Source organism: Pseudoalteromonas arabiensis (genome assembly GCF_001550155.1).
Classification (GTDB): Bacteria; Pseudomonadota; Gammaproteobacteria; order Enterobacterales; family Alteromonadaceae; genus Pseudoalteromonas; species Pseudoalteromonas arabiensis.
On record NZ_LRUF01000018.1, the window covers coordinates 13239 to 38220 of the forward strand.

Sequence of the window (24982 nt, forward strand, 5' to 3'; positions counted from 1 at the left end):
AGCAAATCTTAACGATTTAGCTGCTTTACGACTCTTGAAGTGAAAAAACTTAACTATTGAATCTGTGCAAATTCTTCTTTAGAAAGCTCACCATTGCCATCTGTATCTAGCTCTGGGAATAGTTTCTCTAGTTGCACATTTGCTGATGCTTCTTCTTTACTGATAACACCATCACTGTTAGTGTCAAACGTTGAGAAGCTTACACCTTGTGCAAATGCCGCTGATGAAGTTGCTAGCGCTAAAATTGCAAGTGTTGTATTGATCTGTTTCATAATAATTACCTTCATTTTTTAAGAGTGAAATCCGTTTCTGAGATCCCTGTTTAATGGAAACTGGTTAATTGCGAGTTTGTTTTACTCTGCTTCTGAAAATTCGGCTTCAGTGAGTACGCCATCGCCGTCTACATCAAGGGTTTTAAATTGCGCCATGATGTTAGCATCGACAGATGCTTCGCTTTGACTGATAACACCATCTCCGTCTACATCTAATGTATCGAAATCTGTGCCTGCAAATGCTGCTGACGAAGAGGCTAATGCGATAAGTGCTAGTGCTTTGTTAACTGTTTTCATAATCATAATCCTTCAATATCTACTCAAAAAAGTGTTAGCTGATCACACTCTCCTTGCTATCCTTTATCATGGATTTCCTTATCCATTTAGGTTGTCTTTGGCAACTCAGAACTAATCAGCTAAATTAATGGGTTTACTAAATACATCATTAAGCTTTAGAGAACTCTTCTTTTGATAACTCACCGTTACCGTCTGTATCAAGTTCTGTGAAAATACTCATTAACTCTGCATCAACTGATGCTTCGCTTTGGCTGATGGCACCGTTTCCATCCACATCTAATGTGTCAAAATCGCTCATTGCAAATGCTGCAGATGAAGATACAAGTGCGACTAGTGCTAATGTTTTATTTACTGTGTTCATAATGTTATTCCTTCAAAGTGTGTTGTCTTGTGTAGAAAATCCTTTTCAGAGCTTCCCTACTGTAAAATTATGCTTTTGCGAATTCTTCTTCAGAAAGTTCGCCGTTACCGTCTGTGTCTAATTCTTTAAACTGACTCATTAAAGTTGCATCAACTGACGCTTCACTTTGGCTAATTACACCATCGTCGTTAACATCAAGTGTTTCGAAATCTGTCGCTGCAAATGCTGCAGATGAAGATACAAGTGCGACTAGTGCTAATGTTTTATTTACTGTGTTCATAATGTTATTCCTTCAAAGTGTGTTGTCTTGTGTAGAAAATCCTTTTCAGAGCTTCCCTACTGTAAAATTATGCTTTTGCGAATTCTTCTTCAGAAAGTTCGCCGTTACCGTCTGTGTCTAATTCTTTAAACTGACTCATTAAAGTTGCATCAACTGACGCTTCACTTTGGCTAATTGCACCATCGTCGTTAACATCAAGTGTTTCGAAATCTGCCGCTGCAAATGCTGCTGAAGAAGATACTAGAGCTAAAAGTGCAAATGTTTTGTTTACTGTTTTCATAATCACTATTCCTTCAATGTTGTCTTAACTGTGTTAGAGGTGTGAAACTTCTAATCACTTTTCTCTGTGTTCGCTAAGACTATTTCAACTTCGATGCCAAAGTTTAAAATCCCTTAATTTTCATTAAGTTAAAGCGAATTTGGTGATTTTACGTGGGAAATGAGCTAATTTTCTGTTGCTTTTTAGCAACACACATAAAGCTTAAAAAATTATTTCTTTATTAATCATGAAGTTAAAAAACATAAAACAGAGACATTGAGTGAAATTAGCTACCTAAACACTAAAAATGTTCGAACGTGAGTCTAAACCTTGTATGAACGGTGAAAATAATTAAAATAAATAAAAATATTTTTTAAATTTAACTAGCTGATTTATTTGAACTTTTAATAATTTACGAAAATTTTTTTAGTTTATTTTCAATAAAAGTATAAAAAACAACCGCTTTGTTGCAAAACGGCGGATCAGGGAAAGTGAATGGCTTCAATCAAGTACTGAAAAGTCTATCAGGTGCTCTTTCATGAATGACTTCATTTGTTCTTCACCTGTATTTAACTGAAGTCCTAGTTGGTAGCTAGACGCATTTTTACGAACACTGCACACCTTTCCAGCAAATTCATGCTTATTGAGTACAAGGTTACAGCTCTGTTCTTTTAAAAAGCTGAGATCGACATCACTTTTAATATCAAACTGTACGCCTGTAAGGGAGATATCCTTAATGAGTCCTTGGTATTTCTGCTCATCGGTGTTTAAACAAGCACTGAAGAGTGTTGGAATACGGGTTTCACTGCGAAGACTGAATAACTGAACGTGTTTCGGAAAGTCTAAAAATATTAAACGATACGGGTGTGAAGCGACGGCCTTAATTTGTTGGCGAAATGCAATCACCTGCCCACCGCCACTTTCGAGCACTGCGCGCACAATGACCATCACACCTTCTTTGATCAACTCGCCACTATTAATTAATCGCCTTGCTGAGGGGTAATTAAGAATAATATGTTGTTCGTTGAGTAAACCTATAAACTCCGTTTTAACTCGCTTACTATCTATCGGAGTGATTATCTCAACATCAACAATACTACCCGCAGGTATATAAGCGAGCTTATCTAAATTACGCTGTAGCTGTGTCTTTGCCATTCATTAAGTCCTTTTAAATATAAACGGCTCACTAGCCACGCCAGAATGTTGGAGTGAACAATACCAGTAAGGTAAATATTTCAAGACGACCAAATACCATTGCGATGGTCAATAACCACTTAGCAGTATCGGATATCGCCCCATAATGGGCGGCAACTTCACCCAAGCCAGGACCTAAATTATTTAGACACGCTGCGGTTGCTGAAAACGCACTAATGTTATCCATACCTGTGCCCATTAGTGCCAACATGATAATCACAAACACTAAAGCATAGGCTGAGAAGAATCCCCAGACAGCTTCTACCACTTTATCTGGAAGTGCTTTGCGGCCTAGTTTAATTGAATAAATTGCACGCGGATGTACAAGACGATTAAGCTCACGAATACCTTGTAAGTAAAGTAAGAACACACGCACAACTTTCATTCCACCACCGGTAGACCCTGCACAACCACCAATAAAGCTTGAGAATATTAATAAAATAGGCAAAAACAATGGCCATGCAGAAAAGTTATCGGTAGCGAAACCTGCGGTAGTACTCATTGACACGGCTTGAAACATAGCTTGATCTAATGTTTCGTCACCATCTGCATAAATGTTATTAGATGACAGCACAGTAAAGCAGACAATCACTAGAGCGAGCTGAATAAGTAAGAACACTTTAAATTCAGGGTCACGTAAATAAACACGAATACTGCGCGAGGATACCGCCGCATAGTGCAGCGAGAAATTTATTGCTGCAATAAGTAAAAACACCACACATATAAAGTTAATCAGTGGACTATCAAACTGCCCCATAGACGCATCGTAAGTAGAGAAACCACCAATAGCAATCGTTGAGAAAGCATGACAAATAGCATCAAACCAGTCCATTCCCGCTCCCCAATAGGCAAGCGTACATGCGATAGTCAGTGACACATAAATGTACCAAAGGTGTTTGGCGGTATCGGCAATGCGGGGCGTCATTTTTGAATCTTTAACTGGGCCAGGAGTTTCGGCACGATACAGCTGCATACCACCAACCCCAAGCATGGGTAACACAGCAACAGCAAGTACGATGATCCCCATACCACCAAGCCACTGTAGTTGTTGGCGATAAAAAAGCACTGATTTTGGTAGGTACTCAATCCCAGTTAACACGGTTGCCCCTGTCGTTGTAAGGCCTGAAAATGCCTCAAACACAGAGTCAGCTAACGACAAACTTGGCTCTTGTAAAAAAACTAAAGGCACAGCCGCAAAGCTGCCAAGTACCAACCAGAACAACACCACAATTAAAAATCCTTCGCGCGCTTTTAAATCGCCCCGCTCATGGCGGTTTGGATAATACGCTGCTAAACCAATCACAACACTAAAAATAAACGCAAGAACGAACGGCACACCACCACCATCTTTATAGATTAAAGATACCAGTGCTGGCGGCACCATGGTGATACTAAATAAAGCCACCAGCTGGCCTAGAATTTTTATTATGGTACGAAATTGCATCTGTGCGTATCGCTTTTTAAATATCTGATTTAGCTATTAGAGTTTATTGTCTTACAGGCTTAACTGTAAGTAAACGCTGTATGTTTATTTCATGGTGTATCTTTTTTAACGGCGAACTCAACGGCACCATGTGTTAACTCATGTATCTCTTTGATTGCCAGCTCTACTTGGCGACTATCTATTTGGATTTTCCAAGCAATATTTTCAGCAAACTGTTTTTCTATATTCAATACTTGATATTGGCTTTTCAATAACTGCTCTATAGCTCCCTGAGCACTGTAATCACTGTAGCCGACTAACTCAACGCTCGGTACTTTGGTGATTGTTTTAAGCTCACGCATGGCATTGTTTAAACTCCCGCCATAAGCACGCACGAGTCCACCGGTACCCAGCTTAATACCGCCAAAATAACGCGTTACAACAGCGGTGATCTCACCAATTCCAGACCCCGCCAGCACATTTAGCATTGGTTTTCCTGCGGTGCCATTAGGTTCTCCATCATCTGAAAAGCCATATACATGGCTACCACCTGGGTTTCCTGCAACATGTGCCCAACAGTTGTGACGCGCATCACTGTATTTATTTTGGATCTCTTTGATGAATGCTTTTGCTGACTCTAAGTTAGGAGTATGGGCAATATGCACAATAAATGTACTTTTTTTAATTTCTTCTTGGTAAAAAACAGGCTCTGCCGGATATTGATATTCAGACATATTCTTCTATCTAAAAAAATGGGGCCATTTGGCCCCTCTTGTTAATCTTGTTTTTATTAGTCTAGATGTAGATCACGGGTCATGTTTTCTAGGCTATCATCATGAACGATAATATTATCTTCAATACGGATGCCGCCGAATGGTTTAAGCGCTTCAACTTTTTCCCAGTTAATAAACTGTTTATTATCGGTTTGCGCAAGGTCACCCAGTAACGATTCAATAAAATATAAACCAGGTTCAATAGTAAAGACTTGGTTCTTTTCGATTAAACGCGTGCAACGTAAGAACGGGTGCCCTTCAGGTGGTGCTTGATGTGCACCTTTATCATCCGCCATAAAGCCACCCATATCATGAACTTGTAAACCTAGGTGATGGCCAAGACCATGCGGGAAGAAGGTTGATGTTATACCGCGCTCAACAATTTCAGCCGCCGATAGCTTCACAATATTAAAGTCGCTCAACACCTGCGCTACACGCTGATGACAGTCCAAATGCAATTCGCCATATAACATACCTGGTTTTAATGCTTTACCTAAAGCAATTTGATGCTCCGTCATGACCTTAATTAAGTCGCTAAACTCACCCGACTGATTAAAATCATAAGTACGCGTGATATCAGCTGCGTAGCCGTTAAAATTTGCACCAGCGTCAATTAGGAATGAGCGATGTGTCTCTGGCGCTTTAGGCTCAAAGTGCGTGTAATGTAAGATTGCACAGTTTTCATTAAGCGCAACAATATTACCGTATGGCATTTCATTTTCACTTTGACGCGTCGCCATTAAGTAAGCCTGTTGAATATCAAATTCAGAGCCACCTGCAAAGAAAGCATCACGTGCCGCTTTATGACCATCGACGGCAATACGGTTAGCTTGACGCAAACACTCAAGCTCGTATTGTGTTTTATATGCACGATGAAAGTGCAAATAGTTCATAACTGGCTCTGGGTTCATAATACTAAAGCCCAGTGCTTGCGCTACGTCTAAATATTCACCAATATAGGCAAATTTTGCCTTATCGTAAGGAAGCAGTTTTTCTACCTGATCTGGCTGTACTAATAATTCAATATCAAAATACTCAGCCCAAAAATCACGAGGCTCATCAGGTACTTTATGCCAAAAATCAACTGGGCGATAAAATATCAGCTTTGGCTTAGATGCACCGTCTACAACTATCCAACAATGAGGGTTATCAATTACAGGTAACCAAGCTTTGAATTGCGGGTTAACCTTAAACGGGTAGTACATATCATCTAAAAACTGGCGCTTTGCCTGACCAGAGTGAATAACAAGGCCTTCTAAACCTTCACGCTCTGTAATTGTACGCGTGCGCTGTTGCAAGGTTGCAATATGTTCGGCATATAACACCGCTAATTTATCCATAGTAAACCCATATAAGTAAATTCGACTTAGTCGCAGTCTATCATAGTCGACCTTAACGCCCAACACAGGGTATTAAGGTCAATTAGTATCAGCCGCCCATTTTCATATCTAAAATTGGCGCAAGCACATTACCATCTCGCCCTAAGCGCGTATGGTAAACTTGCCTGTAAGCAAATACATTCTTCACGTAGTTACGTGTTTCAGTATAAGGTATAAGCTCAATCCATAACTCCGCAGGCATTGCTTGTTCAGGGATCCAACGTTTAATTCGATGATAACCTGCATTATAAGAAGCGGTGGCTAATATTTCGTTGCCGCGATTTTTCTTTTTTAAATACTTTAAGTATTCACTCCCTAAACGAATGTTCGTTTTAGGGTGAAACAACTTTCTACGCGAAACAGTACTTCTATTAATGTATTTAGCGGTGCTCGGTAATAGTTGCATTAAACCATAGGCATTGGCATGAGAGCGGGCGTCAGGCGCAAATGAGCTTTCACGACGTGAAATTGCAATACTCCATGCCATGTCTATATGATTACGGTTACTATAGCTCTCAAATACATCTTTAAACGCAAATGGGAAACGCAAATCAACATAATCCCATTCTTTAATTTGTGCCAAGGTATAAATAGTGCTGTCATACCAATCAAGCTCAGCAGCAAGCATTGATGCCGCGAGCTTTTCTTCTTTGGTTGATGTACCTGTTAAGTAATTCCACTCCCTGCGAGCTGACGTGTAGCGCTCAAGCTCATAAAGTGCACGCGCACGCTTAAAGCCTGGTGCATTTGCGACTTCTAGTTGGAGCTTATCAGAAATTTGCAACTGTTGATTATTTAAACTAACCGGAATACCTAATCGAGCAGATGCTAAAAAGCCGTAATAATCGCGCTCTTTGGCAACTTTTTGCCAAAGAGTGCGGGCATCTTCAACTTCGCCACGCTGATTTAAGCTATATGCTAACCAATATTGCTGACCTAGGCTTAGGTTTTCTTTACCAGTAAAAAACGCCACGATACCAGACCAATCTTGCAGTTCGAGCATATTAGCAAGCTGCCACTGCATTAACTTCGTTGTTTGACGCTCTTTAGGCACCTTATTTAACCAAAAGCGAGCTTGTTTATGCCCGCTTGAGGCAAGCGATAGTGCAAAGTTGTAGTACACATCCGCTTTTTGTTCTTCCGTGTAAACAAACATTTTTTCAAGCTTTTCCCATGCTCGAAGCGCTAACTCTTTATCACGCCAAACTAAGCGTTTCACCCCGTATAATGCTATTTGCCCTTCTTTGGCTGTCTTTTTCTTGAAGCGATATAAACCAGCCGAAGCACTCGGGTCTTTGCGTACTTTTAAATATAAATCAGCCAAGTACTGCTCATCTTTAGGGAGTAATGACTTTAGGTAAGGCAATAAGCTTGACGTACCCCCTTCTGCAGCGAGAGAAACTCGTTGCCAAATGCGTTCTTGTGTTTGATAACCTTCTTTTTTCCAAAGTGAAAAAAGTGTGTCGCATTCTTTTGGTTGAGAATGCCCTACCACCCATAAATCACTAACTTGATTCATTATTGCTTCTTTAGGCGCACCTAAGTCCAATTGAAAGCTTAAATAAGGACAAGTCAATTCGTTATTACTGGTCTCTCTGTAATTACGAATATAAGCGGCTTTTTTATTGTTCTGTTTTAAGTAGTTAAGCCATGCTTTACGCACAGGCCACTCTAATGGCGTATTACGATAAACATTAAGATAGTTTTCTATTTCTGTTTGATGCTTCAAACTTGGGTTTCGTTGCCAATAGGCTTTTTCGACGTAAGGCTTTAGCGGGTGGTCTAATCCATTGGCCGCCTCTTTCATATCGTCATAATCACCGTATCGCGCCTTTTTTTCTGCTTTTAAAAAAGCGTCATGTTTGTCGTTGGCTTCAGCTGCAAAAAAAGGAAAAAGTAATGCGGCAGCTGTCCAACCAAGGAGTTGTTTTTTCATGATGACCTTTAACAAAAATTAAAGAATTAATAACAAAAAACTTCTTCTACACCTTAGCACCAAACCAGCTATATTTTAACCAATAGCGATAAAGCGCAGTAAATTTTTCGTTGCATTTTCATTTTAAAGCAAGCACACTGATTGAAATGCAAACTCATCGTACCAGTCTTAGTTAATAAACTAGGGAGAATAATAATGTTATATAAAAGCGATTCATTTGAAGTTGCTTTCATCAAGGACAACATCGCCGAGTTTAAGTTCTGTGCAGACGGCTCAGTAAATAAACTTTCGCAGCAAACCTTGCAAGATTGCGCTTTAGCATTAAAAGAATTGGCAACAAACTCAGATATCAAAGGCATGGTGTTCACCAGCGATAAAGATCATTTCATTATCGGTGCCGACATTTTCGAATTTTTACCTACTTTCACTAAACCGCAAGAAGAATTGGTTGCATGGATCAAAAATGCAACTGACGTTTTTGACGCGATTGAAGATTTACCTTTCCCAACGCTAAGTGCTGTAAACGGCATGGCGCTTGGCGGCGGGTGTGAGTGGGCACTTGCTACCGATTATCGCGTTGCTAGCTCTAACGCTAAAATTGGCCTACCTGAAGTTAAACTAGGCATTATGCCTGGTTTTGGTGGCACAGTTCGCCTTCCACGCCTTATTGGCGCTGATAATGCGATGACATGGATCACTACAGGTAAAGAAAACCGCGCTGCTGATGCCCTAAAAGTAGGAGCATTTGACGCGGTAGTTAGTGCTGACAAACTTTTAGAGTCAAGTATTGCAACACTTGAGCAAGCAATAGCTGGCAAGCTAGATTGGCAAGTAAAACGACAAGTAAAATTACAGCCACTGAAAATGAACCGTGTTGAGCAAGGTATGAGCTTTGCGATGGCTGAAGGCATGGTAATGGGTAAAACGAAAGGTCACTACCCAGCACCTGTTATGGCTGTAAAAACAATCAAAGCTGCAGCAAACTGTGAACGCGCTGAAGCAATGGCAATTGAAAACGCTAACTTTGCTAAACTTGCAGCAACAAGTGAAGCTGCCGCGCAAACAGGTATTTTCTTAGCTGACCAATACATTAAAGGTAAAGCGAAGAAGCAAGCTAAACACAGTGAACTTGAGATCAAACAAGCCGCAGTATTAGGTGCAGGTATTATGGGCGGTGGTATTGCTTACCAATCGGCTTATAAAGGCACGCCTATTATCATGAAAGACATCAACCAAGATGCACTTGATTTAGGTATGGGTGAAGCATCTAAGCTACTAGGTAAGAAAGTACAACGTGGCCATATGGCGATGGATAAGATGGTTGCCACTTTAGGCAAGATCAAACCAACGCTAAACGATGCAGACCTACAAAGCGCTGACATTGTTGTTGAAGCCGTGGTTGAAAACCCTAAAGTGAAGCAAGCCGTTCTTGCGGGTCTTGAAAAAGACTTACCAGCAGGCACTATCCTAACTTCAAATACCTCAACAATTCGTATTGACGAGTTAGCGTCTGCACTTGAGAAACCAGAAAACTTCTGTGGTATGCACTTCTTTAACCCAGTGCCAAAAATGCCACTAGTAGAAATCATTCGTGGTGAAAAAACATCAGAAGCAACAATTAATGCGGTTGTTGATTACGCATTAAAACTGGGCAAATCACCAATCGTTGTAAACGACTGCCCTGGCTTCTTTGTAAACCGCGTACTATTCCCTTACTTTGCAGGTTTCAGCAAACTTGTTGTTGAAGGTGCTGACTTCACGAAAGTTGATAAAGTAATGGAAAATGTATTTGGTTGGCCAATGGGTCCTGCGTACCTTCTTGATGTGGTAGGTATTGATACAGCTTACCACTGTACTGGTGTAATGGCTGACGGTTTCCCTGAGCGTATGGCTCGCCAAGATAAAGACCCTGTTACTGTATTTGCAAACGAAAAACGCTTTGGCCAGAAAAATGGTGCTGGTTTCTACCAATATGCACCAGACCGTCGTGGTCGCTTGAAAAAAACTAAAGATGCAACAGCAACTGAGCTACTAAGTGCTATCACTGATGCACCGAAAGATTTCGATAAACAAGAAATCATTGACCGTTGTATGATCCCGATGATCAACGAAGTTCTACTTTGTTTACAAGAAGGTATCGTAGCGTCTCCACAAGAAGCTGACATGGCGCTAATTTACGGCATTGGTTTCCCTCCATTTAGAGGCGGTGCATTCCGTTACTTAGATCAAACTGGTTTAGCGAACTTTGTTGCAACAGCAGACAAGTACGCTCACTTAGGTGCGATTTACCAAGTATCAGATGAAACTCGCAAGTGGGCCGAAGAAGGCCGTGTATTCTATAAGGTGGAAGGATAAGAAACATGAATAATCCAGTAATCGTAGATTGTATCCGCACACCAATGGGTCGTTCAAAGAACGGCGTATTCAAAAACAAGCGTGCGGAAGATTTAAGTGCTCACTTAATGAAAGGTTTGTTAGACCGTAACCCAGCCGTTGATCCAGCATCAATTGATGATATTTACTGGGGCTGTGTACAACAAACTTTAGAGCAAGGTTTTAACATTGCTCGTAACGCAGCACTCCTTGCCGGTATCCCTCACTCAGTACCAGCAGTAACAGTTAACCGTCTATGTGGTTCATCAATGCAAGCTCTGCACGATGCAGCACGCGCTATTATGACTGGCGCTGGTGATACCTATATCATTGGTGGTGTTGAGCACATGGGTCACGTACCTATGACTCACGGTAATGATTTTCACCCAGGTTTATCAACGTCTGTGGCACAAGCTGCTGGCGTAATGGGTTTAACAGCCGAGTACCTTGCAACGCTGCACGGCATTAGCCGCGAGCAACAAGACGAATTTGCTTACCGCTCACACCAACGTGCACACGCTGCAACAGTTGAAGGTCGCTTCCGTCGTGAAATCCTAGCAATGGAAGGTCACGATGCAGATGGTTCTTTAATCTTAGTTGAAGACGATGAAGTAATCCGCCCAGAAACAACTGTTGAAGGCTTATCGCAACTACGCCCTGTATTCAATCCAGCATCAGGTAGCGTAACTGCAGGCACTTCATCTGCACTTTCTGACGGCGCGTCAGCAATGCTTGTAATGAGCGAAGAGAAAGCTAAAGAACTTGGTTTACCAATTCGTGCGCGTATTAAATCAATGGCTGTAGCAGGTTGCGATCCATCAATCATGGGTTACGGCCCTGTTCCTGCATCGCAAAAAGCACTTCAACAAGCAGGTATCACTATTGACGATATCGATGTTGCAGAGCTTAACGAGGCATTCGCAGCACAATCTCTACCAGTATTAAAAGACTTAGGTCTGATGGATGTGGTAGATGAAAAAGTTAACCTAAATGGTGGTGCAATTGCACTTGGTCATCCACTAGGTTGTTCTGGTTCACGTATTAGCACAACGCTTGTTCACCTAATGGAAGATAAGAATGCTAAGTACGGTCTAGCAACAATGTGTATTGGTTTAGGCCAAGGTATTGCAACTGTATTTGAGCGCGTAGAATAACGAGCTCACACCAAACATCTTGGTGATAAAAAGGCGCATTGATTTACTCAGTGCGCCTTTTTTATTTGCTATAAAGCCGTATAACCTTGCATAGGCGAATTTGGTTTATGTGGAAAGGCCATTTTTAGAACCCCTTCGGACACCATCGGCTTTAAGTAGTTTTGCCTTAGGCTTTGTGGTTTACGATCAAGCAAAACCTCAAGCACAGCAACCGATATATAATGCCCTCTACAAAGATCTTTTATCAACATTTTCATAGTATCTATATCAAGGCGCCTCTGTTCTCGAGCTCTTACTCCTAATGCGTTAAGCTCAGTTCTATAATGCTCGGTCAATGAATCTAGTTCATCAACAAAAGGCTTATCAAGCATATCACTGATAAATCTACCTTTTTCATCTCTGTCATCAGATTTCTTTTCCGCATTCAGCTCTTTATGCGTTAAGCCATCTTCACTATACGTTAAGCTATTAACGTTATGCGTTAACCTATCAATAGAGGTTAACACATTTGTAAATACATCCTCAGGAGATGGAGGCTCCATACCTGGTAAACTATATGATTTATCTTTCTTCTCTCCACTTGATACTAAGAAGCCTTTATCAACTAATCTTGGTAAAGCTAGTGTAACATCCCGGGAATGTTTGCTTGTAAGCTGGCAAGAGCGCTCATGATTTACCCACCCTTCAATAGCAGCAGTGGTTACAATCATTTGCTCCAACTCACCTAATGAGTAAAAAGAGTCACCAAAAAGAGAACCTAAAAGTTCTGTAATTTCTTTAGGTATTAAGCTTACAGTAGATAGTTCTAATAACGTTTGTTCAGACGGAGTTTGCTTTTCATATAATTTGGGTGTTCTCCAATTGGCCCATCTCCAACCACTATATATCTTCGGCACACCTGAACCAGCCCTCTCACCAGCCCCTATCATAAGAAACATTTGGTGCATTCTCCGATTCCGGCAATCACTTTCACCTCCCTTAACTGCTAGTTCGGGAGGGACTCTCATTAATCCAGGATTACGAAATCCATATAAATCAGGACGTTTTACAATTAAAATAGAGCTTCTTCCGGTATAATCGGCATGAACAAGTGTATTAACTAAAGCCTCTCTTATAGCTTCATGCGCCTTTGATTCATCAAGGCGTACACCATCTTGAAGCTCAAATGGCACTTTTAGATCATTAGTTAATTTTCTATAAGTACGGCGATAGAAGTCAAAAATATTCCCGGACCATGAACCATCAGGGTAAAGCCTATCGACCCATCTCTCTGTATTCGCTTCATCACGTTCTCGATAATCAACAAAATAATTGGGGAGGGCCTCTTGAATTGCATCCCAATTACCGAACATCAAAATCCCTGCTAAAGTTAATCCTTCCTCTCCTGAAGCCCTATCTTTTCTCCAACCACCAAGCTTCTTAAACATATCAAAAAGATCTAACTCTAACCAAGGGTGCTGAGGTTTTGCAACTGCTAATAGATTCTTATATGCTCTTAAACTTTCAAGCTCTATATCATCAAAATTATATCCAATTAATATTTTGTCATCCCTACAACTTTCAATTTGCTCAGCCATCATTCTTTTCACTTGCTCTTCATCACAGTGTTGATCACCTTCATGAAGCCGAATGTATGTCTCTTTCATTGGTTGATTATTAAGATAAACGGGTTTATTTTCACGTTTAGCTGATGGGATTCTAATCACTAGCAACAGCTTATTATCAATATTTATTTGCTTAACATCTTCGTTAGTTAATAAGTTGATGTTAACCTTCGCCTTATTATTTGCTATATCAAACAATTGTTTCTGTACTGTATTTATATCTTGAATTCCAACAACAGTTAAAGAGCCTCTCTTTTCTTTTACGCCTAATACAACATACCCACCACGAGTATTTGCCATTGCACTATAGGTAGGCCAAAAATCATCCGGTAATTTCCCACGACCGTCCTTACCTTGAGCTAATTTAAACTCCAGCTCCTCAGACTCAGAGAGTGCTTGCAAGTCCTTTTCATCTGTAATCTGAAACATTCTGTAAACCCCTAGTAAATCAATACTGTAAATACATACTTAAAATTACATACACGACAATTGTTGTACAACTTTATTTATTATTTTTTGAAAGTTAAAATAGCCGCTTATTAATCGTCTCTTTCATCCAAAAGGTCAGCCATGAGTTTTGATAATCCCGATCACCAATTAGATGCACTTGGCCTTCGTTGTCCAGAACCTGTCATGATGGTGCGTGGCGCAGTACGTAAAATGAAAGATGGCGAAACATTACTTATCATCGCCGATGACCCATCAACCACCCGCGACATTCCAAGCTTTTGTACTTTTATGGATCACACGCTAGTGGCTAAAGATGTTGAGCAAGCGCCATTTAAATATTTGCTGAAGAAAGGACTATAGGCTAGATAAATAAGATGAGAGTGAGCATTTAATTGTTACCTTTATCAATTAAAAACCCACTCAAAAACTCCAGTTACTTTTTAGTAACTGTCACTTTTGGCTTATTACTATTGCGGTAATCAAAGCTCACTACATACACGCCTTTTGTCGCTGGTTTAAAACTAAAGTAGTTGTAAATAGTATTACAATCGGCAATGGCAGCCTGACCTAATAATAGTACTTGTCCTGCGGGGTCCATGTCACTATAACCACAGTTATAGCCTTGACTAAAGTTAGCATCAGCCACTTTAAATTCATAGATTTTTCCTGGTGTTGAGAACGTTACTTCTGCTTGGAAGATACCTGATGCAACTTGCTCAAGTATATATTGTGGTTCAGCATCCCATAACGTAAAGTCGCCACGCAGGTACATGGTACGGTCTAAGTCTTTGCTTGGCAGCATGTCGTCAATGCTTGGCATTTGTATTTGGCTCGTACAGGCTGTTAATAAACCTGCTAATGCTAAAGTAATTACACGTTTCATTACTGTTCCTTATGCTACTAAAAAGCCAGCACAAAGCTGGCTTTTTTTAATTGACTACTACTTACTTCTGAAGTACAGAAATATCAGCAATATCTAAAAACAGACGGCTTAACTGACTTAATAATGCTAAACGGTTTTGTTTAACCGCTTCGTCATCTGCCATTACCATGACATTATCGAAGAAGTTATCAACACTCTCACGGATACCTGCAAGTTGTGATAATGCTTCTTGGTAATCGCCATTTGCATACAAAGGTGCAAGCTCGGTTGCAAACTTAGCAACGTGTGACGCTAATACTTTCTCTGCGTCATCGCTTAATAGGCTCTCTTTCACATCACCTTGTGTTGTGATGTCATTCTTAGCCAAAATGTTGCTTACACGTTTATTTGCCGCTGCAAGTGCTTCTGCTGCGTCTAATGTACGGAAGTGACTTACCGCTTTAACACGACGATCGAAATCAACTGGTTTAGTTGGACGACGTGCTAGTACCGCTTGAATGACATCAACTTCGATACCTTCGTCTTGATACCATGCGCGGAAACGCCCTAGCATGAACTCAAACACATCCGTTGATACATTCAGGTTAGTTAGCTTTTCACCGAATAGCGTTTGTGACTTAGCAACAAGATCTAAAATATCTAGCGGTAATGATTTTTCTACCATGATGCGTAAAGCACCAATGGCAGCACGACGAAGTGCAAATGGATCTTTGTCACCTTTTGGCGCTTGGCCAATACCAAAAATACCTACCAGCGTATCAAACTTATCCGCAATAGCGACCGCACAGCTGATCACATTTGTTGGTAAGTTATCGCCCGCAAAGCGAGGCATATATTGTTCGTTTTGCGCCAGTGCAACTTCTTCGGCTTCACCGTCGTGACGAGCGTAATGCATACCCATTACACCTTGTACGTCGGTAAACTCCATGACCATTTCGGTCATTAAGTCTGTTTTACTTAGAAGACCTGCACGCTTAGCAAGCTCTGCGTCGGCACCTAATTGCTCTGCAATGTAACCTGCAAGTTCACTAATACGCTCAGATTTATCTTTCAGCGTACCAAGTTGCTTTTGGAATAAAACAGTATCTAACGACTCTAAACGACTCTCTAACGTTTTCTTCTTATCAGTTTCGTAGAAGAACTGCGCATCAGCTAAACGAGGGCGTACAACTTTTTCGTTACCAGCAATTACCACGCTCGGATCTTTACTTTCGATATTAGAAACAAATAGGAACTTGTTAAGTAAGTTGCCATCTTGGTCTAATAACGGGAAGTACTTTTGGTCGTCCTTCATGGTATAGATAAGCGCTTCTGAAGGAACATCTAAGAATGCTTCTTCGAATGTTGCTGTCAGCGTTACTGGCCATTCAACCAACGATGTTACTTCTTCAAGTAAGTCTTCATCCATCGCTACTTTTGCATTTACAGCGCTAGCTGCTGCTTCAATCTGTTCGCGAATTTGTGCTTTACGCGCTTCGAAGTCAGCGACAACGTAAGCAGATTTCAGCACATCAAACACATCATCAGCGTGGTTGATTGTTACTTTTTCTGGGTGATGGAAACGGTGACCTTGTAATTGGTTGCCAACTTGCTTACCAAGGATTTCGCCTTCAATTAGCGTGCTACCAAACAAAATAGTTGCAGTGTGTACTGGGCGAATAAATTGTGTTTTATTTGCACCCCAACGCATTGGTTTAGGGATAGGTAATTTAGCAAGTGCTTTGTTTACAGCATCACTCATAAGCGATGTCGTTGCTTGACCTTCAACCTGTGCTTTATGTAATAACCAAGCGCCTTTATCTGTTTCTAGTGTTTGCGCATCGCTTACATCGATACCACAACCACGAGCCCAACCCATTGCTGCTTTAGTTGGATTACCATCGGCATCAAACGCTGCTGTAACTGCAGGGCCGCGCTTTTCTACCACCTTATCACTTTGTTTAGCTTCAAGTGCAGTCACACGTAAACCTAAGCGACGTGGTGATGCGTACCAGCTAACGCCTTGATGATTTAACTCTAAGCTTGCAAGCTCAGCTGCTAAGTTCTCAGCAAACGACTCAGCAAGTTTACGAAGTGCTTTCGGTGGCAACTCTTCAGTGCCAATTTCTACTAATAAATTTTCTGCTGACATGCTAATTCTTAATCCTTACAAAGCGGGAAACCAAGAGCTTCACGGGCATCATAGTAACTTTGCGCACATGCTTTTGATAAAGCACGAACACGTAAGATATAACGTTGACGTTCTGTTACTGAGATAGCGTGACGAGCGTCTAATAAATTAAACGCATGTGATGCTTTCATTACTTGCTCATAAGCTGGTAATGGTAAGCCTGCTTCAATTAGCTTTTCGCTTTCTTTTTCACAATGATCAAACTGTGCAAATAAGAACTCAACATCCGCTTGTTCGAAGTTATAAGCTGACTGCTCTACTTCATTTTGATGGAATACATCACCGTATGTCACACGACCCATAGGACCGTCTGCCCATACTAGGTCATAGATACTATCTACGCCCTGAATATACATTGCTAAACGCTCAAGACCATAAGTGATTTCACCGGTTACTGGTGAGCACTCTAATCCACCAACTTGTTGGAAGTAAGTAAACTGAGTTACTTCCATGCCGTTTAACCAGATCTCCCAACCTAGCCCCCAAGCACCTAATGTAGGTGACTCCCAGTTGTCTTCTACAAAGCGAACTTCATCAGTTAGTGTATCGATACCAACAGCAGCTAATGAGCCTAAATACAGCTCCTGGATGTTTTCTGGCGATGGCTTTAATACTACTTGGAATTGGTAGTAGTGCTGTAAACGGTTCGGGTTTTCACCATAACGACCATCAGTTGGACGGCGGCATGGTTGAACATACGCGCTCGACATTGGCTCTGGGCCAATCGACTTTAAGAAAGTTAACGGATGAAATGTCCCTGCTCCCACTTCCATATCGAATGGTTGAGCAATCACACAGCCTTGCTGTGCCCAATAGTCCTGTAAAGCCAGGATCAAACCTTGAAAGGTTTTAACGTCATATTTTTGCATATTTGGCTTATAGTATCTGGTGCGTTTAGTCTGAAAATTGCTCTCAGTATACCTTGTGTGCAGTAAGGTTTTAAGCAGTTTGTGCTTTTTCAGTAATAAAAAAAGGAGCCAGTTGGCTCCTTTTTAAATATCAATTTTAACTTTATACGTCTAAGTTAACTACGCGTAGCGCATTCGTTTCGATAAAGTCACGACGAGGTTCAACTTGGTCACCCATTAATGTCGCGAACAATTGGTCAGCTGCAACAGCATCTTCAATTGTTACTTTCAACATCCGACGTGCACCTGGGTCCATGGTGGTCTCCCAAAGCTGATCTGGGTTCATCTCACCGAGTCCTTTATAGCGTTGGATGTATAGTCCACGCTTCGATTCAGAGATTAACCACTCTAATGCATCCACAAAGTTATCAACAGCTAATGTTTTCTCACCACGTTGAACATAAGCGCCTTCTTCAAGCAAGTTTGCAATGTTTACACCTGTCGCAGCAATACGCTTATAATCACGCGATGTAATGAAGTCGAAGTTCAATACATGTGCTTTATCCACACCATGCTGGCGAATATTCACAACAGGATAATACATATTGCGCTCAGTATCGTACTCAGTGCCCGCGTGGAAAATAGTTGCATCTTCATCACGTGCAATTAAGTCGTCAACTAGCGTGTTAGTCCACTCTTTAACTTTTGCTTCATCTGCTAAATCTGCTTCTGTAATTTCGCTTTGATAAATTAAACGTTCCATAACCGAGTTTGGATATTTACGTTTTAAGCGCTCAATTACTTTAACTGTATTTTGATAGTCGTGAACAATTCTTTCTAATTCTTCACCTTCAAGTGCAGATGCCCCTTCACTTGTATAAAGTGCAGCATTGTTTAATGCTAATGATGTTAAGTAATCAACTAACGCTGGGTCATCTTTAATGTAGCGTTCTTGCTTACCTTTTTTCACTTTATAAAGTGGCGGTTGTGCAATATAGATAAAGCCTTTTTCTACAATCTCTGGCATTTGACGATAGAAGAAAGTCAGTAGTAAGGTACGAATGTGTGAACCATCCACGTCCGCATCAGTCATGATAATGATACGATGATAACGTAGTTTTTCTGGGTCATATTCATCACGACCAATACCACAACCTAATGCAGTGATTAGAGTTGCTACTTCTTGAGAAGAAAGCATCTTATCAAAGCGTGCTTTTTCAACGTTAAGAATCTTACCTTTTAGTGGCAAGATAGCTTGGTTTTTACGGTTACGACCCTGCTTAGCTGAACCACCTGCAGAGTCACCCTCCACTATGTATAGTTCAGAAAGTGCTGGATCTTTTTCTTGGCAATCTGCCAATTTACCAGGTAAACCAGCTAAATCCATTGCGCCTTTACGACGTGTCATTTCACGTGCTTTACGCGCTGCTTCACGAGCGCGTGCCGCATCAATAATTTTGCCAACAACTGTTTTAGCATCAACAGGGTTTTCTAATAAGAACTCGGTTAGTTTTTCTGCCATAGCTTGTTCTACAGCAGATTTCACTTCACTTGATACTAGTTTGTCTTTAGTTTGTGATGAGAATTTTGGATCGGGAACTTTAACGCTTACAACCGCAGTTAAGCCTTCACGAGCATCATCACCCGTCGCATTGCTTGTTGTTTTCGCTTTTTTGTTAAAGCCTTCTTTTTCCATGTAGTTATTTAGCGTACGCGTTAATGCTGCTCTAAAGCCAGCTAAGTGCGTACCACCATCACGTTGGGGAATATTATTTGTAAAACAGTAAATGCTCTCTTGGAAACCATCGTTCCACTGCATTGAAACTTCTACACTAATACCGTCTTCTTCACGCTCATGGGTAAAGTGGAAAACACTTTTATGCACAGGTGTTTTATTGCGGTTTAGATATTCTACGAATGCTTGAATACCGCCTTCATATTTGAAGTGGTCATTTTTAGATTCTTCACGCTCATCAGTAAGAATGATACTTACACCAGAGTTCAAGAACGAAAGCTCACGTAAGCGCTTTGCTAAAATATCATAGTGAAAGTTTAGATCAGTGAATGTTTCACCACTTGGCCAGAAACGTAGTTCAGTACCTGTGTCAGTTGCATCACCAATTACTGCTAATGGCGCATCTGGTACACCCATTGTATAAGTTTGTTGATGTACTTTACCTTCACGGCGAATTGTTAGTTGTAGTTTTTCAGATAGTGCATTTACTACCGAAACACCTACGCCGTGTAAGCCGCCCGATACTTTATATGAGTTATCATCGAACTTACCACCAGCATGAAGTACCGTCATGATAACTTCAGCCGCTGACACACCTTCTTCTTCGTGAATAGATGTAGGAATACCACGACCGTTATCTCTTACAGAGACTGAACCGTCTAAGTGAATCGTTACAAAAATATCATCACAATGACCAGCTAAGGCTTCATCGATAGAGTTATCAACAACCTCAAACACCATGTGGTGTAGGCCTGTACCGTCATCGGTATCCCCTATATACATTCCTGGACGCTTTCTTACTGCGTCTAATCCTTTAAGTACTTTAATACTCGACGAATCGTAATTCTCAGACATGGTTAATCCCACTTATCTTGTTATTAGGTTGCCATGTTTCACGTGGAACATTTTTAGTTCTCGTTGCATGGGTTCCACCACAGCAGAAATACTTTCAGATAAAATTGATGAGATAAAAAGTTGCGAATCGCAATGAGTCAAAAGCTGACCCACTTTTTCTTTTGTATCTTCACCTAGTTCTGAAGGTAAGTCATCTATTAGCAATATAGATTGCTTATCTGTTTCTGACTCAATTAAGCTATTTTGCGTTACTTTTAACGCATAAAGCAAGAGCTTCAATTGACCGCGAGAAAATGTATTTTCTACACTGTTACCAGAAACACTAAAACTAAAATCAGCTTTATGCGGACCTTTACTTGTGAAACCTTGTTTGGCATCACGTTCAAAGCTTTGCTCAAGCGCCTCTGAGAGCGTTTCACTCTCTTTCCAACCCGCATGAAAGTTAATTTCTAAATCGCTAACAAGCGTTAATTCTGCACACATTTTATCAAAAAACTGCTGCTTAAACCTACTTATATACGCGATTCTTAAATTATTTATTTGTTCAGCTAGTCTAACAAATTCTTTGTCCCAAAACTTGATCTGTTCGAAATAATCTCGAGGTTTACTTTTCAGTAAAGCATTACGTTGTTTCAGTACTTTATTAAAGGACTGCCACAAATAAAAAAAGTCATGTTCCACGTGGAACAATCCTAAATCGAGAAATTTTCTGCGCTCTTTTGGTCCACCAAAAAATAATGAATAGCTTTCAGGAGTAATAACTTGTACAGGTATTAGCTGAGCTAATTCAGAAATTTTACGGCTCGTTTTACCCTGAATCTTTAAAGATGTTTCACCCGCTTGGTTTTTACTTATACCAATTGGAATAGACAAATCATGTAGCGTTTTGCGTCCATGGATAACAAACTTGTTTTGTTGATGCTGAATAATATTTTTATGTTTGGCGGTACGAAATGATTTACCGTGAGAAAGGAAATATATCGCCTCAAGGAGGCTGGTTTTTCCGCTGCCATTCTCGCCATAAATTATATTAATTCCATTTACAGGCTCAAGTGTCAGCGCCTCAATATTACGAAAATTATTGAGGCTTAAATGACTTAAACTCATACAAGCTTATAGGCGCATCGGCATAACAACGTACATAGCTTCTTCGTCGCCCGCACCTTCAATCAGCGCACTGCTATTTGAGTCTGCAAGCGTAAACGTAACATCTTCTGTTTTTAATGTGTTAAGTACATCAAGAACATAAGAAACGTTAAAGCCAATTTCAAGTTCGCCGCCTTGATACATTACTTCAACCACCTCTTCAGCTTGTTCTTGCTCAGGGTTATTTGCTGTAATTTTCAATAAACCTTCAGACAGATTTAGTCGTACGCCACGGAACTTTTCATTTGATAAAATAGACACACGTTGGAATGCACTGCGTAACCACTCTCGATTAGCAGTAATTACTTTGTCTCCTCCACGCGGCAATACTCGACGATAATCAGGGAAACGACCATCAACCAGTTTACTGGTAAACGTAAATTCAGTATCAATAATACGAATATGGTTAGCACCAAATTGAATGGTAACTAGCTCATCATCAGCCACCATTAGGCGCATAATTTCTTGCACACCTTTACGTGGAATAATTAACTGACGCTGCGTATTTAAAGATTGTGGTAATTGTTTTTGCGCAATCGCCAAACGGTGACCATCTGTGGCCACTGTTTTAATATCTGCGTTATCAACTTCAAATGACATACCATTTAAATAATAACGGACGTCTTGATTCGCCATAGAAAAATGCGTGCTTTCTAAAAGCTTACGTAGCTCTAAACGCGTTAGTTGAAACTCTACTTCACCATCCCACTGTTCAAGGTTAGGAAAGTCTTCAGCAGCCAAGGTTGTTAAAGAGAAACGGCTTTTACCACTTGTTAGTAGAAGCTGATGATCTTGACTGCTCAGTGTAAGGTCAGAGCCATCGGGTAAACTTTTACAAATATCGAGTAATTTTTTAGCTGGTAAAGTTAACTGTGTATCTGGCGTATCTTCACCAACAAAAACACTGGCTACTAACTCAATTTCAAGATCTGTACCTGTCATCGAAAGCTGTCCGTTTTCAACAACTAGTAACACGTTCGATAAAATTGGTAAGGTGTGCTTACGCTCAATCGCACCTGACACTTGAACTAAAGGTTTTAAAAATTGCTCTCTTGATATTGTTATTTGCATAATAAAGTCGGCCTTAAGATGACAAGGTTCTTATTAAGTTTTGATAATCTTCTTTCACTTCGTGGCTTTCATCACGTAGTGATTTAACTTTACGACAAGCGTGTAATACAGTTGTGTGATCACGACCACCAAATGCATCACCTATTTCAGGTAAACTATGATTTGTTAGCTCTTTTGACAATGCCATCGCCACTTGGCGTGGTCTTGCGACTGAACGGCTACGACGTTTAGATAGTAAATCTGACACACGAATACGGTAATACTCAGCAACAGTACGTTGAATATTATCTATCGTTACCAGTTTATCTTGCAGCGCAAGTAAGTCACGTAGCGCTTCTTTTACAAAATCGATCGAAATCGGACGACCAGTAAAGTTTGCATTAGCAATAACGCGGTTTAACGCCCCTTCTAATTCACGCACATTTGAGCGTAATTTTTTCGCGATAAAAAAAGCCACTTCATGAGGTAAATTTATTTTACTTTGCTGGGCTTTTTTCATCAAAATAGCAACGCGCGTTTCAAGTTCTGGCGGCTCAATAGCAATGGTTAAGCCCCAACCAAAACGTGATTTAAGGCGATCTTCAACCCCTTCGATCTCTTTTGGATAGCGGTCTGAAGTTAATATAATCTGTTGATTTCCTTCAAGTAAAGCGTTGAAGGTATGAAAGAACTCTTCTTGTGAGCGTTCTTTATTAGCGAAAAATTGAATATCATCGATCATCAATGCATCAACACTTCGGTAATAACGTTTAAATTCTTCGATGGCATTATTTTGCAATGCTTTTACCATGTCTTGCACAAAGCGTTCGGAGTGCATATAGACAATTTTCGCATCTGGCTTATTAGCCATAATACCGTTACCCACAGCATGCAATAAATGCGTTTTACCTAGACCCGTTCCACCGTAAATAAATACAGGGTTAAATGCTGAGCCTGGGTTATCTGCAACTTGAGTCGCTGCAGCTTTTGCTAATTGGTTTGATTTACCTTCAACGAAGCTATCAAAGGTGTAATTTTCTTTAATGTTTGATTTATAGCCTGATTTAGGAGCAGGCTCTACTGCTTTTTTCTCAGCCTTAGGCTGTTGTTTTTCAGTTGCGTGTTGTGCATTCACTGGCGCACTTACTTCAGCAGCAGCGGGCATCGTTGCCGCTTGGGCATTTAAAATCGGTTTACTACCAACATCAAAACGAAGTTCAGGTGCTTCATCACCACAAATTTCAACAAGCAATTCATTAATACGGTTTAAATATTTTTCTCTCACCCAATCTAATACAAAACGATTCGGTGCATATATAGTTAACGTATCTTCGGTACTTTCTGCTTGAAGTGGTCTTACCCACATACTGAATTGCTGCGACGGCAATTCATCTTGCAATACATATAAACAACTTTGCCAAACCGACAGATACACTATTAAACTCCTAGAGATTTAATTTTATTCCCGTTCATCTTAAATGATGGAAAATCAAACATTTATTGCTAATCTTTGACCGATTTTATCGACCCAGACCGACTATTATGAAGGCACTTTATCCACAAGTACAAGATTGATTTTTCTGAAAAATATGATCTCGCGCAAAAAAACAAGTAACACCATGATTTATAGAGTATTTATTTTTTAAGCCTGAACACTGATCATAGCAAATTTGCAGGCGGATCGCGATCGAAATCTACGATCTAATTTACTTTTCCCAAGCTTTTATTCACTTTTTATACAGAGGCTGTGGAAAACTTCTTATTTATGATGATCCTATATGATCAGGATAAAGGATCCTTTATAATTACTACCTCTGCAGCGTTTTAATGATTGACTTTTGTGGTCTTCATCTATAATATCTCGCGCTCGCAATGGCACCTGTGCCAGGATCGCGACCTGCATAGGATGTTTTAACCTTAACCGATCGGATGGAATTGTTATGAAAAGAACTTTTCAACCTAGCGTTTTAAAACGCAAACGTACACACGGTTTCCGTGCTCGTATGGCATCAGCAAATGGCCGTAAAGTATTAGCTCGTCGTCGTGCTAAAGGCCGTAAAGTACTTTCTGCTTAATATATAAGTGGAAGACTTTAGCTTCAGCAGGGAGTTACGTTTGTTAACTCCCTCGCATTACTCCCGCATTTTTAATGAACCAGCACGCGCTGCGACTCCTTTCTTTACTTTATTAGCCAAACGCAATGACCAAGCTAATCCTCGGTTAGGTCTTACGGTTGCAAAAAAACGCGTTAAAAAAGCCTGTCAACGAAATCGAATTAAACGCCTTGCTCGCGAAAGTTTCCGTTTAAATCAACATAAACTCGATAACATTGATATAGTGCTTATGGTTAAAAGTGGTATTGATGAGCAGTCAAACGCAGAGCTAACCAAACAATTGGATAAATTGTGGCGAAAAATTAATGAACGCTGCAAGCCAGGTGCACCAAAGCCACCTCCTTTTAAAAAACGCCCCAATAAATTGGCTAAATCTAATAAACAAGCCTGATAGCAATAGAATTACAGTCTTAATTAGGGTATCTT

Annotated in this window: 23 protein-coding genes; 5 read left to right on the forward strand and 18 right to left on the reverse strand. The window is 40.4% G+C overall.

The features are described 5' to 3' along the window. Positions 1-53: 53 nt before the first annotated feature. From PAARA_RS07520 to PAARA_RS07565, 10 genes are all read right to left on the reverse strand, one after another. Complete coding sequence (locus tag PAARA_RS07520) at positions 54-272, reverse strand: EF-hand domain-containing protein (RefSeq protein ID WP_062568441.1); 219 nt, start codon at positions 270-272, stop codon at positions 54-56. Positions 273-353: 81 nt separating this feature from the next. Further along, entirely contained in the window at positions 354-569 is a 216-nt protein-coding gene (locus tag PAARA_RS07525) for an EF-hand domain-containing protein (RefSeq protein ID WP_062568442.1), read from the reverse strand. Positions 570-717: 148 nt separating this feature from the next. Further along, on the reverse strand, positions 718-930 hold the full coding sequence (locus PAARA_RS07530) for an EF-hand domain-containing protein (RefSeq protein ID WP_062568443.1): 213 nt from the start codon (positions 928-930) through the stop codon (positions 718-720). Positions 931-997: 67 nt separating this feature from the next. Beyond that, entirely contained in the window at positions 998-1210 is a 213-nt protein-coding gene (locus PAARA_RS07535; protein ID WP_062568444.1) for an EF-hand domain-containing protein, read from the reverse strand. Positions 1211-1277: 67 nt separating this feature from the next. Next, positions 1278-1490: an EF-hand domain-containing protein gene (locus PAARA_RS07540; RefSeq protein WP_062568445.1), complete on the reverse strand. Its 213-nt coding sequence runs from the start codon at positions 1488-1490 to the stop codon at positions 1278-1280. A 480-nt stretch (positions 1491-1970) separates the two neighbouring features. Then, on the reverse strand, positions 1971-2624 hold the full coding sequence (locus PAARA_RS07545) for a flagellar brake domain-containing protein (RefSeq protein ID WP_062568446.1): 654 nt from the start codon (positions 2622-2624) through the stop codon (positions 1971-1973). Between the two features lie 31 nt (positions 2625-2655). Further along, on the reverse strand, positions 2656-4107 hold the full coding sequence (locus PAARA_RS07550) for a TrkH family potassium uptake protein (protein WP_062568447.1): 1452 nt from the start codon (positions 4105-4107) through the stop codon (positions 2656-2658). Positions 4108-4196: 89 nt separating this feature from the next. Then, the gene (locus PAARA_RS07555) at positions 4197-4820 is read right to left on the reverse strand and encodes a YigZ family protein (protein ID WP_062568448.1); all 624 of its coding nucleotides are present in this window, start codon (positions 4818-4820) and stop codon (positions 4197-4199) included. Positions 4821-4876: 56 nt separating this feature from the next. After that, entirely contained in the window at positions 4877-6199 is a 1323-nt protein-coding gene (gene pepQ, locus PAARA_RS07560) for a Xaa-Pro dipeptidase (RefSeq protein WP_062568449.1), read from the reverse strand. 88 nt (positions 6200-6287) lie between these two features. Next, positions 6288-8174, reverse strand: a complete 1887-nt coding sequence (locus PAARA_RS07565) for a transglycosylase SLT domain-containing protein (RefSeq protein WP_062568450.1) — start codon at positions 8172-8174, stop codon at positions 6288-6290. A gap of 195 nt (positions 8175-8369) precedes the next feature. On the opposite strand from PAARA_RS07565, the gene fadB reads away from it, so the two are divergent. Both fadB and fadA read left to right on the forward strand, forming a co-directional pair. Further along, complete coding sequence (gene fadB / locus PAARA_RS07570; RefSeq protein WP_062568451.1) at positions 8370-10529, forward strand: fatty acid oxidation complex subunit alpha FadB; 2160 nt, start codon at positions 8370-8372, stop codon at positions 10527-10529. Positions 10530-10534: 5 nt separating this feature from the next. Then, entirely contained in the window at positions 10535-11701 is a 1167-nt protein-coding gene (gene fadA / locus PAARA_RS07575; RefSeq protein WP_062568452.1) for an acetyl-CoA C-acyltransferase FadA, read from the forward strand. 68 nt (positions 11702-11769) lie between these two features. Here the strand turns inward: fadA and PAARA_RS07580 are convergent, their stop codons facing one another. Beyond that, the gene (locus PAARA_RS07580) at positions 11770-13734 is read right to left on the reverse strand and encodes an RNA-binding domain-containing protein (protein WP_062568453.1); all 1965 of its coding nucleotides are present in this window, start codon (positions 13732-13734) and stop codon (positions 11770-11772) included. A 141-nt stretch (positions 13735-13875) separates the two neighbouring features. Here PAARA_RS07580 and tusA point away from each other — a divergent pair, with 141 nt between their 5' ends. Further along, positions 13876-14115 carry a sulfurtransferase TusA gene (gene tusA / locus PAARA_RS07585; RefSeq protein ID WP_062568454.1) on the forward strand — a complete coding sequence of 80 codons (240 nt, stop codon included), beginning with the start codon at positions 13876-13878 and terminating at the stop codon, positions 14113-14115. A gap of 73 nt (positions 14116-14188) precedes the next feature. Here the strand turns inward: tusA and PAARA_RS07590 are convergent, their stop codons facing one another. The 7 genes from PAARA_RS07590 to dnaA all read right to left on the reverse strand — a co-directional run bounded on the left by PAARA_RS07590 (position 14189) and on the right by dnaA (position 23877). Beyond that, entirely contained in the window at positions 14189-14638 is a 450-nt protein-coding gene (locus tag PAARA_RS07590) for an early set domain-containing protein (protein WP_062568455.1), read from the reverse strand. A gap of 61 nt (positions 14639-14699) precedes the next feature. Continuing rightward, positions 14700-16769 (reverse strand): glycine--tRNA ligase subunit beta, encoded by a 2070-nt coding sequence (glyS, locus tag PAARA_RS07595; protein ID WP_062568456.1) that lies wholly within the window; start codon positions 16767-16769, stop codon positions 14700-14702. A gap of 8 nt (positions 16770-16777) precedes the next feature. Continuing rightward, the gene (gene glyQ / locus PAARA_RS07600; RefSeq protein WP_062568457.1) at positions 16778-17677 is read right to left on the reverse strand and encodes a glycine--tRNA ligase subunit alpha; all 900 of its coding nucleotides are present in this window, start codon (positions 17675-17677) and stop codon (positions 16778-16780) included. 142 nt (positions 17678-17819) lie between these two features. Continuing rightward, positions 17820-20246, reverse strand: a complete 2427-nt coding sequence (gene gyrB / locus PAARA_RS07605; protein WP_062568458.1) for a DNA topoisomerase (ATP-hydrolyzing) subunit B — start codon at positions 20244-20246, stop codon at positions 17820-17822. 12 nt (positions 20247-20258) lie between these two features. Further along, entirely contained in the window at positions 20259-21353 is a 1095-nt protein-coding gene (recF, locus tag PAARA_RS07610) for a DNA replication/repair protein RecF (RefSeq protein ID WP_062568459.1), read from the reverse strand. A 6-nt stretch (positions 21354-21359) separates the two neighbouring features. Next, positions 21360-22463, reverse strand: a complete 1104-nt coding sequence (dnaN, locus tag PAARA_RS07615) for a DNA polymerase III subunit beta (protein ID WP_062568460.1) — start codon at positions 22461-22463, stop codon at positions 21360-21362. Between the two features lie 13 nt (positions 22464-22476). After that, positions 22477-23877, reverse strand: coding sequence for a chromosomal replication initiator protein DnaA (dnaA, locus tag PAARA_RS07620; RefSeq protein ID WP_062568461.1), 1401 nt, complete (start codon positions 23875-23877; stop codon positions 22477-22479). Positions 23878-24382: 505 nt separating this feature from the next. On the opposite strand from dnaA, the gene rpmH reads away from it, so the two are divergent. Further along, the gene (gene rpmH, locus PAARA_RS07625) at positions 24383-24517 is read left to right on the forward strand and encodes a 50S ribosomal protein L34 (protein WP_045980711.1); all 135 of its coding nucleotides are present in this window, start codon (positions 24383-24385) and stop codon (positions 24515-24517) included. A 7-nt stretch (positions 24518-24524) separates the two neighbouring features. Beyond that, positions 24525-24947: a ribonuclease P protein component gene (gene rnpA, locus PAARA_RS07630; protein WP_062568462.1), complete on the forward strand. Its 423-nt coding sequence runs from the start codon at positions 24525-24527 to the stop codon at positions 24945-24947. Positions 24948-24982 lie beyond the last annotated feature (35 nt).